The organism is Streptomyces sp. NPDC015242, assembly GCF_043079125.1.
Lineage (GTDB): Bacteria > Actinomycetota > Actinomycetes > Streptomycetales > Streptomycetaceae > Streptomyces.
Map to the genome: position 1 here is coordinate 1,065,103 of NZ_JBIBUF010000001.1, position 12,319 is coordinate 1,077,421.

Sequence of the window (12,319 nt, forward strand, 5' to 3'; positions counted from 1 at the left end):
GGGGGGGGGGGGGGGGGGGGCCGGGCCCCCCGGCCCCGGGTGGGGGCCGGCCCGGGGCCGGCCCCAAACCCGGGGGGGGGGCGGCCCCAATGCCCCCGCCCCCACCCCGGCGGCCCATGCAGGGTCAGTCAGTCGCTGGAGATGACTTCCAGCAGGTCGCCGACGGCTCGGTCGGGCAGGGCACGGGCGACGTCCGCCACGGCGACGATGCCGACCAGGCGGTGGCCGTCGATGACGGGCAGGCGACGCACCTTGTGGGAGGCCATGGTGCGCAGGAGCTCCTCGACGTCGTCGTCCGCGCCGATCGTGACGGCCTCTCCCTGGGCGAGGTCCGCGGCCTTGACCTGCGCCGGGTCCTTGCCGGCGCCGAGGACCTTGACGACGATGTCCCGGTCGGTGAGCACGCCCTTGAGGCGGTCGTCGGTGCCGCAGATGGGCAGCGCGCCGACGCCGAGTTCGCTCATCTTGCGGGCGGCGTCCAGGACGGTGTCCTCGGCGCCCACGCACTCCGCGCCCTCGGTCATGATCTCCCGGGCTGTGGTCATGGGTCCTCCTCGAAAGTCGCGATCATCGTTGAGGCTGCTGGTTAACCGTCAGCGAGACGGTGAAACCTGTCGCGTCTCCGACACGCGGCCATTCGTGGGACAACTCGCCAGAGGGGGGAAGAGCATATTCGCGAATGCCGACCGGTCGTCCAAACCGCTCGTATTATCGTCGACGACCCCTTCGAATTCGCGCCGGCTCGGGTGGGCCGCACCGTGCGTGGGCCGACGACGAGCGCGGTGAACAGTTCCACGGCAGGGCCTACGCTGTGACCCGCGGCTGGGCCGCGTTCCTTCCGCGTGACCCGCCCGGGGCACGCGGCGTTCGCCCGCCGTCTCGTGCCAGGAGGACAGATGCGACGCGGTGAAGTCTGGTGGGTCGACTTCGATGAGCGCCGCCCGGTCGTGCTGCTCTCGGACGAGGAGCCATCCGGGTTCCAGGCGATGCAGGTCGTTGCGCCGGCGGGCGTCGACATGAGCGGCCTGGGCGTCGAAGTGGTTGTAGGAGCCCCGGAGGGACTGCCCTTCGACGGCGTGCTGCGGTTCGCGTTCCCGCGTCCGGGCTTCACTCCGTGCACCTGGCTGACCACCGTGGCCCGGGACGACCTGATCGAGCGAGCGGGTGTGCTGTCCTCCGCGAAGCTCAGCGAGGTCGGAGAAGCCGTCCGTGCCGCTGGACAGAGGAGGGAGTGGACTCCGATGACAGCTGCCAGGATCAGCGAGATCAAGGGAGCCCGCCGTCTCGAAGGGCTTGAGTAGCGGACGCCCGCGCTGCCCGACTGGCTCTCGCTGGTTTCCGAGCACGCGGGATCTCAGTGCGGTGCGTCATTCCCTGCGTCACGGGTACTCCGGATGCGAATCCAACAGGTCGAGCCACATTCGGGATGTCATGACGCAGACGACTGAGAACGAGATGGGTAACCGGTTCTGCAAGGCCTGCGGTGTACCGGCCGAAGACGGGAAGCTGTGCGACCACTGCGGCACGGTCCTCGAATTCCCTGACGAGGGTGGGCTGATCGAGGACCCGGGTGCCGCAGTGCGGCGGGACTTCGAAGGGCGTGGCCCTCGCACCGATCTCTGAGGAGTTCGCGCGCCGGCCACGACGGCTTGATGCTCGCGGTCCGAACCGCCCGGCAGGATGCCACCCGCCACCGCCGGGGCGGTACCGGCGGTGACATCCGCGACGGTGGTCAGGGTAATGAGAGCCGGATATGCCATGCGCTTCACGGACCGACTCCTGTCCGAGTCGAGGGCGGGCAGAGTCCTGCCATCTGCTGCCGGCTCATGGGCCGAATCGGGGGTGCAGGGGCGACGGTGCCGGGCAGAATGGGCGCCATGAGGTACGAAGGCTCCTCCATCGACCCGACCAGGCCCAGCATCGCCCGCGTCTACGACTACCTGCTCGGCGGCAAGGACAACTACGCCGTGGACCGTGAGATCGGTGACGTGTTCAAGCGGGACCTGCCCGGTTCGGTGGCCATCGCCTTCGCCAACCGCGCCGCCCTGACCCGGGCGGTCAGGGAGATCGCGAAGACCACCGGCATCCGGCAGTTCATCGACTTGGGCAGTGGCCTGCCGACCGCGGACAACGTCCACCAGGTCGCTCAACGGCACGCCCCCGAGTCCCGGGTCGTCTACGTCGACATCGATGTCCAAGTGCTGGTCCACGGGCGCGCGTTGCTGGAGGACAACGACCGGACCCGGGTCGTCGCGGTCGACGTGCGCGACCCGGAGGGCATCCGCTCCCACCCCGTCACACTCGAACTCATCGACTTCTCGCGCCCCGTCGCGGTCATCTTCAGCGCGATCCTGCACCACGTCAACGACGACGAGGACCCGGCCGGCATCGTCCGCTACTGGCGCGACCAGGTGCCGTCGGGAAGCCACTTCTTCCTCAGCCATTTCCGCTCGGGCGACAACCCGGAGACCAGGGAGGCCGAGAAGGTCCTCCAGCAGACGTTCGGCCGCGGCCGGTGGCGCACGGACGAGGAGATCGCCTCCCTGCTGGACGGCCTGGAGATCCTCGACCCCGGCATCGTCCCGGCGCCGTTGTGGCGTCCCGACGAGTCCGGCCATCCGTGGAACAGCGGTGGCGCGGGACGAGAGCTCACGGTCTGGGAACACCTCATCGTCGCCGCCATGGCCCGCAAGCCCGACTCGCCCTGACCGGCATCGCCCAAGCGCGGCACGGGACCGCGGGCTGCCTGCCACGCCGCGGAGCGAACCGCGTGAACCCCTTCGCCGGACTCGGCAGTACGGGTGTGAGCACCCACCACCACCCCATGGGGATGACTCGTTCGCGGTCATTCTTAGACCGGGCGATCACCAGAAGGGCGATGATCTCGCTGCTGGGCCGCTCATATTGCGAACAAGGCCTGCACCGGACTGAACCTCTTTCATCCTGTGCTGGAGGATGAAATGAGCTGGTCAGCAGCTGTGGTGACGAGGCAGGGCCCCTCGTCGTTGGCTTGGTGATTCCACTCATCACACCAGCGATCGAAGGGGGTCATGTTGGTTCCGTACCCTGCCACGCTCGACGTCCCGCATGAGCTCGTTGAATATGTTTCCGGACTGCTGTGTACGAGCATCGTTTGGCCCGCAACACCCGCTGGTGCAAGCTCGATTGCTTCCAGCAGGCGTTGCTCACCCTCGTCCACCTGCGCAAGAACGAGACGTTCTCCCAGCTCGGAGCGTGTTTCTGGATATCCCAGGCCACTGCCTGGCGGTACGTGGACGAGACCCTGGACGTCCTGGCCTCCTGGGTGCCTGGCCTCCACGAAGCCCTCACCGGCCTCGGTGAGGGCGACCACGTCATCGTTGACGGCACCGGCATGAACGCGCAGGTCGTCGCCCATCTCGATGGCACACCGCTGTGGTTCTCCCGCGCGACACCCGGTCGCACCCACGACCTGACCGCGGCCCGCGCCCATGGCATCGTCCAAGCCTGCCTGACCCGGCAGATCCTCGTCCTCGCGGACCGCGCCTACCAGGGTGCTGGCGCCGCCTTCCGCACCCCGTACTACCGCCATCGCGAACAGCTTTCAATTGCCAGCAGTTCAACCGCGACGACGCCCGGCAAGAGGCAGAAGGAATCAGGCCGACCCCCTCACCTATGCCTTCACATCGAGACGCACGAGCGCGCCGATCTCCACGAGTTGGTCCGGCAGCGCCAAGTCGGAAACGCCCATGACCGTGCTGGCGGGCCGGTGCTTCCCGAAGTACTCGGAGTGGAGGCGTGCTGTCGTGTCGAAGTTCTCCCGCAGGTTCCTCACCAGAACCGTGGTCTCCACTATCTGGCTACGCTCGGCCCCGAACTGGCTCAGCACCGCATCCAGATTCTCCAGCGTGGTACGGACCTGCAGTTCGAAGTCGTCGGTACCCACGAAGTTGCCGTGACGGTCATGAGACAGCTGCCCCGACACATAGACCGTGTCACCGACCTGAGCAGCCTGACTGTACCCGTACAACGACTCCCACGGCATGCCGAACCCGAATACCTTCACCTGAGAATTCATGACCACTCCCTTGATACACAGCGCGGGACCGTCGGTTGCAGGCAGGTCCCTTGCGAGTAGAAGTTAGGGGTCCGTACAAACAATGCTTGTCTGGTAGCGCCGTCCAAGTATTCTCTGCGCGCACAAAACCGGCTGCAGTGGGCTCCTCAGGGCGCCGGTGTGCGAGTGGATCACTACGCCGTCTCGATTGGGTGTGGGAGTTGTTCCAGCGGGTGGTGCCGGAGGCGCCTTCTCTGCCTCAGGGCGGTGGTTGCCGCCGGCATGGAGACCGGGAGGTGCTGGCCGCGATCGTGTTCGTGGCCACCTCGCCGTTCTGCCGAGTGGACGAGGGCCAGGGTGTGGGCCAAGCTCCACCGCCTGGTCCTCGACGAACTCGGCTCCCGCGGCGAGTTGGACCCGTCCCGCTGTGCGATCGATTCGGTCAACATGCGGGCCTTGAAGGGGGACCTGACAGGCTCGAATCCCGTCGACCGGGGCTCGTACGGATCGTAGATCCATTTGACCACTGTGGGGACGGGTCTGCCCCTATTGGTTGGCATCTCGGGTGCGAACCTGCACGACAGTCAGGCACTGATCCCGTTGGTGAAGGGCATACCTCCGGTCCGTTCCCGCCGCGGGTGGTGCGACGCAAGCCGGACAAGCTCCTGGCTCACCGGCTGCCGCCGCCTACACCGCCGCTATGAGCGCAAGGCCGAGCACTTCCTCGCCTTCACGAGCATCGCCTTTACCCTCATCTGGTTATCGGCGGCTCGTCTGCTGATGTGGGCCTGCAGGAGCTTCACGGCCAGGTCGTGGTCGTAGTGGTTGGCCATGTCCAAGGGGGTGCGGCCGTCTGGGTCTGCGAGCTCCGGATCAGCCCCGAAGGCCAGCAACACGGCCGTGGTGTGCACAGTCAACGGCTGACCGCTCTGCAGGGAGCCATCACCCTCGGCATCGATTGCGTGCGTCAGCAGCGTCATGTTGCTGAAGACCTCATCAGGATCGGAACCAGCGGCCAGCAACCGGGCCAGAGCCTCAGCATCCTCCTGCTCGACCGCTTGATGCGCGGGTGTCCAGTAGTCGCTCACTCCGACATTCAACCGTCCCCACAGCACGCCTGCCAGCGACTGTCTACGCCCTCAGCCACCAATTGAGATGACGTCTTAGCCACCGAGATCGTCAACGGCGGACTGCCCATGCCAGCACGAACACGCTTGCATCCGTTGTCCGGTCCTCCAGGTCGACCCCAAGACGTTGTCCCGGATCGAAGAGCTGGAGAAGGCCTTGATCCTGCGGCGCAAGCGGTCGAACTCGAAGGATAGTTGGGAATGGTCGACAGCATCGAGGACATAACCTTCCTCCGGGCCAAGCGCATCGAGGCCGAAAGGACCAAGCAACGAACCGCCGTCCACCTCGGGCTGCCCCACGTCCGTAGCCCTCAGGACCAGACGGTCACCGAAGGATGACGCTCACGCCCTGTTCTTCGAAGATCTCCAGGAGCAGGTCGAACAGCGCGACTTCGCGTTCTCCTATGGGCACACGCTCTTGGAGTCGTGCCTCGACCTGGGCTGAGGAATCCCAGTGCATGATGAACGGCGTGGTGGCACCCCAGCCCCCTCTGAGGCAGTCGTTCAGAGCATCGAGGTTCCAGCCGAAGTATCCGCCGGGTCCGTTGATGGCTTCACCGATCGCGCAGTAGAAGCTGTCTCGGTCAACGATGTGCCGACCGTCCAAGGTGAACACCTGGCCTGCAGGAGTGTCGGCCTTCCCCTGGCGTTGGTACTCATGGGACCACAGAGTCACCGACAGCCATGCTCGTCTGTCCTCGGGGGCGAGCTCGTGCCACATGCCGGTGCGGTCCAGTTGACCCGTGCGGATCAGGTCCCATACTCGTTCCGCTCCGGCCTCGGCGTTCATGCACCACAGCGTCATCGTGAGGTCGACGAGGCCGGCCCCGCACACGGAGGGCTTGACGTCGATGACGGTGACCTCATTGACGAAGTAGGACCCCATGGCGGCACCGTCACCGTCGAGCAGCTCGAACCAGGCATTCCCCGCCAAGGCGCGACGACTGCCGACGTGGCTAACGCTCTCCAGTAGGCCCCCCTGCGGGAGGCAGCCCGTGAGGTGCACTCGGCGTGTTCCCTCTTCGTTCGGCAGCGGCGTGAACAACCCCTCGGCCTCGTGAGCAAACCCCCAGAAGTCAGCGTCGTCCTCATCCGAGGTCAGGGCGTACTTCTGTCCCACACCGCCCCGCTCTGATGCTCTCATTGCACCCCCCATGAGAGCGCTGATCCTACCGGCGCCCCGCGCGGTCGCCAGCTGGTCCGTCCCCCGATACTTCGGAAGTTCCTTGACGCGTCACAGATCCCTGTCAACCCGTGAGGGTGAAGGGCAGAGAAGGATGATCCAGTGCAAGCACCGCAGGAAGGGCGGCCAGGGCGCGGCCGTCGGCACCCCCGACCTTCAGGTCCTCAACGGGACGGGCCGCCCGGTCCACCAGGCGGACGTCGTCGTCCTGGTCACCAACGGGCGTATCACCCAACCCGGCCGCACCTTCGCCCGGCAGCAGCGCCTGCACCTCGTCGACCGGCAGGTGCTGGCGCAATGGGCGGCCGGTTCACGCCCCTTGTGGGACCTGCTGGGCGCGCTGCCTCCGCCGCGACGGCAGACACCGCTGTCCTGAATGAGCGCTTCGCGCTCCGGGCCGCAAGCCCACTGCGAGCCGCAGACAGGCTCGGATCACCCGGACTCCTCCGGTGGTACGGCGCCGCTGTTGATCGCGTCGGTGATGGCGTAGGCGGTGCGGACGAAGGACTTCGCCTGCTGCGCCGACAGGTTCCGTGCCGAGGTCTCCTCCAGGGCCCGCCACATCGCCGCGATGGGCTCGCGCAGGGCCCGGCCCTTGTCGGTGAGGTGGACGACCATGACGCGCCGGTCGTGCTCGGCCGGCTCGCGGACGAGCAGACCGGCGTCCTGCATGCGGCGCAGGGACTTGGAGACCGTGGAGTGGTCCAGGCCGACGCTTTCCAGCAGTTCGGACTGGGTCTGGCCGTCCTTGTCCAGCAGTTGCATCAGCAGTAGTTCCTGTCCGGGGTGCAGGTCCATCTCACGGAGCATGGCGGCGGCGCGGGCGCGGTGCGCGCGGGCGAGCTGGAAGATCGCGTAACTCATCGGCCCCTCGCCGGCCGTGCTGGGGATGCGGGGTGTGGAGACGGACATGCGGTTCCTCAGACGGTGTAGGTGGGATAGTCGGTGTAGCCGGCCGCTCCGCCGCCGTAGAAGGTCGCCGGGTCGGGAGTGTTCAGCGGCGCGTCCGAGCGTAGCCGTTCGACGAGGTCGGGGTTGGCGAGCGCGAGGGCGCCGACGGAGACGAGGTCGGCCGTGCCGTCGGCGATGTCCCGGGCGCGGGTGGGCAGGTCGGTGCCGGCCCGGTTGAGGATCAGCGTGGCGGGCCAGAGCCCGCGCAGGGTGCCCAGGAGTTCCTCGTCGCCCGTGTGGAGGATGTGGAGGTACGCGAGGCCCAGCGGGCTGAGGGCCCGTACGAGCGCCGGGTACAGCTCGGCGGTGTCCGACTCGGCGATGTCGTTGTAGGGGTTGCCGGGAGAGATGCGCAGGCCGGTGCGTTCGGCGCCGATCTCGCCGGCCACGGCGGCGGCGACCTCGACGGCGAAGCGGATGCGGCCTTCGAGGGAACCGCCGTAGCGGTCGGTGCGCCGGTTGGTGTTGCCGGACAGGAACTGGTGCACGAGGTAGCCGTTGGCACCGTGGATCTCCACGCCGTCGGCGCCCGCCGCGACGGCGGCCGCGGCGGCCCGGCGGAAGTCGTCCACGGTCGCCGCGACCTCCCGCGTCGACAGTGCGCGGGGTGTCGGCATGTCCTGGGGACCGGACGCGGTGAACATCGTCCCCTGGGGTTGGATCGCGGAGGGGGCGACCGGCCGGCGCCCGTGCGGGGTGTTGTCGGGGTGGGCGATGCGCCCGGTGTGCATCAGCTGGATGACGATCCGGCCGTCGGCCGCGTGCACGGCGTCGGTGACCTTGCGCCATCCGGCGATCTGCTCGTCGTTGTGGATGCCGGGGGTGAGGAGGTAGCCCTGGCCGTCGGCGGAGGGCTGGGTTCCTTCGGTGATGACCAGGGCGTGCGAGGCCCGCTGGGCGTAGTACTCGGCGTTCAGCTCGGTCGGTACCCCCTCGGGGGTCGAGCGGTCGCGGGTCATGGGGGCCATCACCAGACGGTGCGGGAGGGACAGGGCACCGACGGTGGTCGGTGTCCACAGCGGATTCAGCGGATTCGGCATGGCGGGTCCTTCGGTCGCGTGATCAATGGGTGGCGTCGGAAAGGGGGGGGCTGAGGCATGGCGGCTCCTCTCGCGCAGCCCCATTATGTGGCTGGACACATAACAACGTAGCAGAGGTAATGTGGCTAGCCAAGTATTGGCTTCGTTGTGGCACGGCAGGGTCTGCCGGCGGAGCCCGGTGGCCCGCGGCTGACGGATGTCGGGTGCGCCGGCCCGGTCGCGGTGCTATTGGCCGGAACCGCACGGAGCATGCGGAGGCGTCGGCTCGTCGCCCGGCTCTCGCGCCGCGGGCGATGGGCGGGGGAGTGGGTGCGGTGCGCCGGGGGTCCGTGCCCCCGGGTCGCGGGTGGCCGGGGCGTGGACCGGCCGACTGTCGGCCGTCGGCCTTCCGGCCGGGCGGTGTGAGGGCGGCGCTGCCGTCGAGGGGTGCCGGGTGGAATCGCGGCAGTCATGCACTCGCCTGCTCCTGTGGTGGAGAACAAGGACTACCAAGGAATGGCTGAAATGGGGAGGGTGGGGTCGGAGCCGTGTGGTGACGCGGTTCATCGTTCATCCGGGGCGACTTGCTGTGCTTCTCGGGGGCGTCGCGGCGCCGTCGTCATTCCCCCGGTCCGAACGAATGGGCAGGCGGTCGGGTGTGCGGCCGGGAGGGAGGAGCCGGCGGTGCCCCGGGCGTCGGGAGGCGGCTCGAATTTTGTTCTCAGGTCGCGGGTTTGAGTGTGAAACGGCGGGATACACGGCCTCTTTGGCGGGCTGCCGAATGGCCATCTCTCCTCCAAACTCGGGGGGTTGCCATCCTGTGACCCAACGTGAAAACTGTGAGCGCACTCGGCCGGGATGCGTCGCGTCGAAGCGCGTTCTTGGCACGTGAATGACAGGGGAGTAGCGCGCAGGGCTGCTGCGCGGAGAAGTCACTGGGGGGACGTGGTGGTGTCTGCTAGGTGCCCTGGGCGCGTACCGCCAGGCGGCGCAGGTGCGGGCGCGACCGCTGCTCGGTGGGCTTCCGGACCGTTCGGAACCGCCGCCCCGCCGTTCCTGTTCCGCCCCCGGTTCCGCTGACGCCGGTCCGGCACGTCGCGAGCGGTGGAGGAACCCGTCGCTTCCGGTGCCGCCCCCGGCTGAGCCACGCGACGGCCGCCGGCGCGAACGACCGCCCCGCGGTGCCGCACCCCGATCGCCGGACCCGTGGCGGCCACCGCTGCCCGCGGTCGGCCACCGCGCGCCACTGTCGGTGGTCCGCCGCCGTGCCCGCGCGTCCTCACCCAAGGAGAAACGGTGACAAGCACACAACTGACCGGGGCCGAATCGCCCCTTGACGCGTTACCCGAGCGCTGGCGGTCCTTACGCGACGCGGGCCCCGTGACGTACGACGAAGAGCGGCGGCAGTGGCACGTCGTCGACCATCGCGGTGTATCGGCGATCCTGTCCGACCCGGCGACGTACTCCTCCGACATGACGCCGATCGCCCCCACCCAGGAGGACTTCGAGGCCTTCCGGCAGGGCAACTTCGTGGGCATGGACCCGCCGGAGCACCGCAAACTCCGCACCCTGGTGAGTCAGGCCTTCACCCCGCGTGTCGTCCACGGGCTGGCACCGCGCATCGAGGCCGTGTGCGCGCGGCTGTTCGACGGTGTCGCCGACCGCGACCGGTTCGACCTGGTCGACACCCTCGCGTACCCCCTGCCGATCATCGTGATCGCCGAGCTCCTCGGTATCCCCGCCGAGGACCACAGGCTGTTCCAGGAGTGGGCCGCCACCCTCTTCGGCGGCGACCAGCTCGGGGACAGCCTCGACATGGCCGACCTGGAACGGGCGCTGGAGGCCATCGCCCCGACCGTGCGTGAGATGAACGGCTACGTCCTGGACCACATCCGGCACCGCCGCGCCCACCCCGGCGACGACCTGACCAGCAGCCTCCTCGCCGCCGAAGTCGACGGAACCCGGCTGGAGGACCAGGAGATCGTCGGGTTCGTCGCCCTGCTGCTGGTCGCCGGGCACATCACCACCACCGCGCTGCTCGGCAACGCCGTGGTCACCTTCGATCGCCGGCCCGGCACGCTCACCGCACTGCGCGAGGATCCGGACCGGGTGCCGTCCGCCGTCGAGGAAGTCCTGCGCTGGCTGCCGCCCTTCCCCGAACTCGGCCGGCGCACCACCCGGCCGGTGGTGCTCGGCGGCCACGAGATCCCGGCCGACACCCTGCTGATGGTGCACCTCGGGGCCGCCAACCGCGACCCCTCCCGCTTCACCGCGCCGGACGTCTTCGACGCGGCCCGCGACCCCAATCCCCATCTGACCTTCGGGCACGGCATCCACTTCTGTTTCGGCGCCCCCCTGGCCCGGCTGGAAGCCCGTATCGCCCTGCAGATGATGATGGAACGTTTCTCCTCGCTCGCGGTGCCCTCGTACGAGGACGTCACGTACCAGAACCCGGCCGTCATCGTCGGCGTACGCCACCTGCCGGTCGCCGTGACCAGGCCGTAGCGCACGTTGACGCGCACGCCCGCACCGCTCACCCGCGGGCCGGCCGCGTCCCCTCTCCCCGCACCCGCTCTCACCAGGAGTCACCTCCCCATGCCGTACCCGACCGCCGCTCCGGCCGCGCACCGGCCGTCGACCTCCTTGCAGCAGGAGTTAGGCAACCGCCTGGACTCCCTCGCCCGCGTCCACCGCGTGCCCGGCGCTCAACTGTCCGTCGACACCGGAACCCACGTCGTCAGCGTGCGGACCGGCACGGCCGACGCCCTGGCGAACACCCCGTTCACCGCCGAGACGGCCGTCCCCCTGGGGTCCGTCACCAAGACCGCCACGGCCGCCGCCGTCCTGCTCCTGGTCGACGACGGAGACCTGGACCTGGACGAACCCGTCAGCGACTTGCTCCCCGACTTGCCGCGGGACATATCCGAGGTGACGGTCCGTCACCTGCTGAGTCACACCGCCGGTCTCCCCACCGGACCCGACTCCGACAGCGCCGTCGGCACCACCGCCTCCCGTTACCTCTCCGCGGTCTGCACCCCCCGGAACATCCTGTTCTCGCCGGGCACCGGCTTCTCGTACTCCAACGCCGGCTACGTCGCCGCCGGCCGCATCCTGTCCGAAGTGACGGGCATGACCTGGCAGGAAGCGGTGACAGCGCTGGTCCTCGAGCCCCTGGGCATCGTCCCGGCCTTCCTCGGCGACACCGCCCCCGCCCGGCCGGTAGCCGGCGGCCACGCCCTCAACACGGCCACGGGCCTGGTACGACCGGCCCGCCAGAACCTCGCCCCGGTGGAGGCCCCGGCCGGAGCGCTGCTGGCGAGCGCCGACGACCTGGCCGCCCTGGGCCGTGCCGTGATCGGCAGGTCCGCCGGGCTGCCGGCCGCCGTCGCCGACCTGATGCGGCGCCCCGAACCGTCCGCCGACGCCGGTACCCTCGCCGACTCCTGGGGTCTGGGCCTCGCCCTCTTCCGGCAGGACGGCCGGACGTGGTGCGGCCACGACGGGAACGCCCAGGGCACCTCCTGCCACCTGCGGGCGGACCCGGACAGCGGCGTCGTCGTCGCCTTCACCGGCAACGCGGGCGCGGCCACCGGCCTGTGGCGTGACATGGCCGCGGAGCTCGCCCGGCTCACCGGCATCCGCGTGCCCACCGGTCCGGCCGCCGGCACGCACCACGGACCCGCCGTGGCGCTCCCGGAGTGCGCCGGGACCTACCGCAACGGGGGCACCGAGTACGTCGTCAAGCTCGACGGGGAGGGCACGCCGACCCTGTCCGTCGACGGCGACTGCCCCATCCCCCTGGTGTGCTACCCGGACCTGTCCTGCGACCTGGTGGATCCGGCCACCGGCCGAGTCGAACCGGGTGGGCGGTTCCACCGCGATCCCGTCACCGGGGCCATCGACCGCCTCCAGGTCTCCGGACGCACCGCGCGCCGCACCGGCACCGACTGACCGCGCGCCGTCCGACACCGTGACACGGCGTACCGGTCCGGCCCGGTCCGAT

General features: G+C 69.2%; 12 protein-coding genes and 3 pseudogenes. 9 read left to right on the plus strand and 6 right to left on the minus strand.

All coding sequences use genetic code 11. The features are described 5' to 3' along the window. Positions 1-128: 128 nt before the first annotated feature. The gene (locus ACF07N_RS04770; protein ID WP_383336244.1) at positions 129-545 is read right to left on the minus strand and encodes a CBS domain-containing protein; all 417 of its coding nucleotides are present in this window, start codon (positions 543-545) and stop codon (positions 129-131) included. Positions 546-896: 351 nt separating this feature from the next. Here ACF07N_RS04770 and ACF07N_RS04775 point away from each other — a divergent pair, with 351 nt between their 5' ends. The 4 genes and pseudogenes from ACF07N_RS04775 to ACF07N_RS04790 all read left to right on the plus strand — a co-directional run. Further along, positions 897-1,301 carry a type II toxin-antitoxin system PemK/MazF family toxin gene (locus ACF07N_RS04775; protein WP_392108360.1) on the plus strand — a complete coding sequence of 135 codons (405 nt, stop codon included), beginning with the start codon at positions 897-899 and terminating at the stop codon, positions 1,299-1,301. A 130-nt stretch (positions 1,302-1,431) separates the two neighbouring features. Next, complete coding sequence (locus ACF07N_RS04780; protein ID WP_392108363.1) at positions 1,432-1,623, plus strand: hypothetical protein; 192 nt, start codon at positions 1,432-1,434, stop codon at positions 1,621-1,623. A 245-nt stretch (positions 1,624-1,868) separates the two neighbouring features. Continuing rightward, positions 1,869-2,708, plus strand: a complete 840-nt coding sequence (locus ACF07N_RS04785) for an SAM-dependent methyltransferase (protein WP_392108366.1) — start codon at positions 1,869-1,871, stop codon at positions 2,706-2,708. A 302-nt stretch (positions 2,709-3,010) separates the two neighbouring features. Further along, positions 3,011-3,627 (plus strand): annotated as a pseudogene (locus tag ACF07N_RS04790) (transposase family protein); the annotation flags it as partial. 25 nt (positions 3,628-3,652) lie between these two features. Here ACF07N_RS04790 and ACF07N_RS04795 read toward each other — a convergent pair. Further along, entirely contained in the window at positions 3,653-4,057 is a 405-nt protein-coding gene (locus ACF07N_RS04795) for a RidA family protein (RefSeq protein WP_392108369.1), read from the minus strand. 191 nt (positions 4,058-4,248) lie between these two features. Here ACF07N_RS04795 and ACF07N_RS04800 point away from each other — a divergent pair. Continuing rightward, positions 4,249-4,792: pseudogene (locus ACF07N_RS04800) on the plus strand (IS5/IS1182 family transposase); the annotation flags it as partial. On the opposite strand, the gene ACF07N_RS04805 reads toward ACF07N_RS04800, so the two are convergent. Then, entirely contained in the window at positions 4,735-5,124 is a 390-nt protein-coding gene (locus ACF07N_RS04805; protein WP_392108371.1) for an ankyrin repeat domain-containing protein, read from the minus strand. The pseudogene ACF07N_RS04800 and the gene ACF07N_RS04805 overlap by 58 nt on opposite strands. 240 nt (positions 5,125-5,364) lie before the next feature. Between ACF07N_RS04805 and ACF07N_RS04810 the strand changes: the two genes are divergently transcribed. Further along, complete coding sequence (locus ACF07N_RS04810; protein WP_392108374.1) at positions 5,365-5,502, plus strand: hypothetical protein; 138 nt, start codon at positions 5,365-5,367, stop codon at positions 5,500-5,502. Here ACF07N_RS04810 and ACF07N_RS04815 read toward each other — a convergent pair. Beyond that, a complete protein-coding gene (locus ACF07N_RS04815; protein ID WP_392108377.1) occupies positions 5,489-6,283 on the minus strand; it encodes a barstar family protein in 795 nt (264 codons plus the stop codon). The genes ACF07N_RS04810 and ACF07N_RS04815 overlap by 14 nt on opposite strands. Positions 6,284-6,428: 145 nt before the next feature. Here ACF07N_RS04815 and ACF07N_RS04820 point away from each other — a divergent pair. Further along, positions 6,429-6,722 (plus strand): annotated as a pseudogene (locus ACF07N_RS04820) (restriction endonuclease); the annotation flags it as partial. 56 nt (positions 6,723-6,778) lie between these two features. Here ACF07N_RS04820 and ACF07N_RS04825 read toward each other — a convergent pair. Both ACF07N_RS04825 and ACF07N_RS04830 read right to left on the minus strand, forming a co-directional pair. Beyond that, positions 6,779-7,258, minus strand: a complete 480-nt coding sequence (locus ACF07N_RS04825) for a MarR family winged helix-turn-helix transcriptional regulator (protein ID WP_392108380.1) — start codon at positions 7,256-7,258, stop codon at positions 6,779-6,781. A gap of 8 nt (positions 7,259-7,266) precedes the next feature. Further along, entirely contained in the window at positions 7,267-8,337 is a 1,071-nt protein-coding gene (locus ACF07N_RS04830; protein ID WP_392108383.1) for an alkene reductase, read from the minus strand. A 1,359-nt stretch (positions 8,338-9,696) separates the two neighbouring features. On the opposite strand from ACF07N_RS04830, the gene ACF07N_RS04835 reads away from it, so the two are divergent. Together ACF07N_RS04835 and ACF07N_RS04840 are read left to right on the plus strand one after the other, a co-directional pair. Beyond that, positions 9,697-10,821, plus strand: a complete 1,125-nt coding sequence (locus tag ACF07N_RS04835; RefSeq protein ID WP_392108385.1) for a cytochrome P450 — start codon at positions 9,697-9,699, stop codon at positions 10,819-10,821. A gap of 90 nt (positions 10,822-10,911) precedes the next feature. Continuing rightward, the gene (locus tag ACF07N_RS04840; RefSeq protein WP_392108388.1) at positions 10,912-12,267 is read left to right on the plus strand and encodes a serine hydrolase domain-containing protein; all 1,356 of its coding nucleotides are present in this window, start codon (positions 10,912-10,914) and stop codon (positions 12,265-12,267) included. The last annotated feature ends 52 nt before the right edge of the window (positions 12,268-12,319 follow it).

Coding starts and splice junctions, on each gene's coding strand:
- ACF07N_RS04770 (WP_383336244.1), bottom strand. CDS start 545: ATGACCACAGCCCGGGAGATCATGACCGAGGGCGCGGAGTGCGTGGGC.
- ACF07N_RS04775 (WP_392108360.1), top strand. CDS start 897: ATGCGACGCGGTGAAGTCTGGTGGGTCGACTTCGATGAGCGCCGCCCG.
- ACF07N_RS04780 (WP_392108363.1), top strand. CDS start 1,432: ATGACGCAGACGACTGAGAACGAGATGGGTAACCGGTTCTGCAAGGCC.
- ACF07N_RS04785 (WP_392108366.1), top strand. CDS start 1,869: ATGGGCGCCATGAGGTACGAAGGCTCCTCCATCGACCCGACCAGGCCC.
- ACF07N_RS04795 (WP_392108369.1), bottom strand. CDS start 4,057: ATGAATTCTCAGGTGAAGGTATTCGGGTTCGGCATGCCGTGGGAGTCG.
- ACF07N_RS04810 (WP_392108374.1), top strand. CDS start 5,365: ATGGTCGACAGCATCGAGGACATAACCTTCCTCCGGGCCAAGCGCATC.
- ACF07N_RS04825 (WP_392108380.1), bottom strand. CDS start 7,258: ATGTCCGTCTCCACACCCCGCATCCCCAGCACGGCCGGCGAGGGGCCG.
- ACF07N_RS04830 (WP_392108383.1), bottom strand. CDS start 8,337: ATGCCGAATCCGCTGAATCCGCTGTGGACACCGACCACCGTCGGTGCC.
- ACF07N_RS04840 (WP_392108388.1), top strand. CDS start 10,912: ATGCCGTACCCGACCGCCGCTCCGGCCGCGCACCGGCCGTCGACCTCC.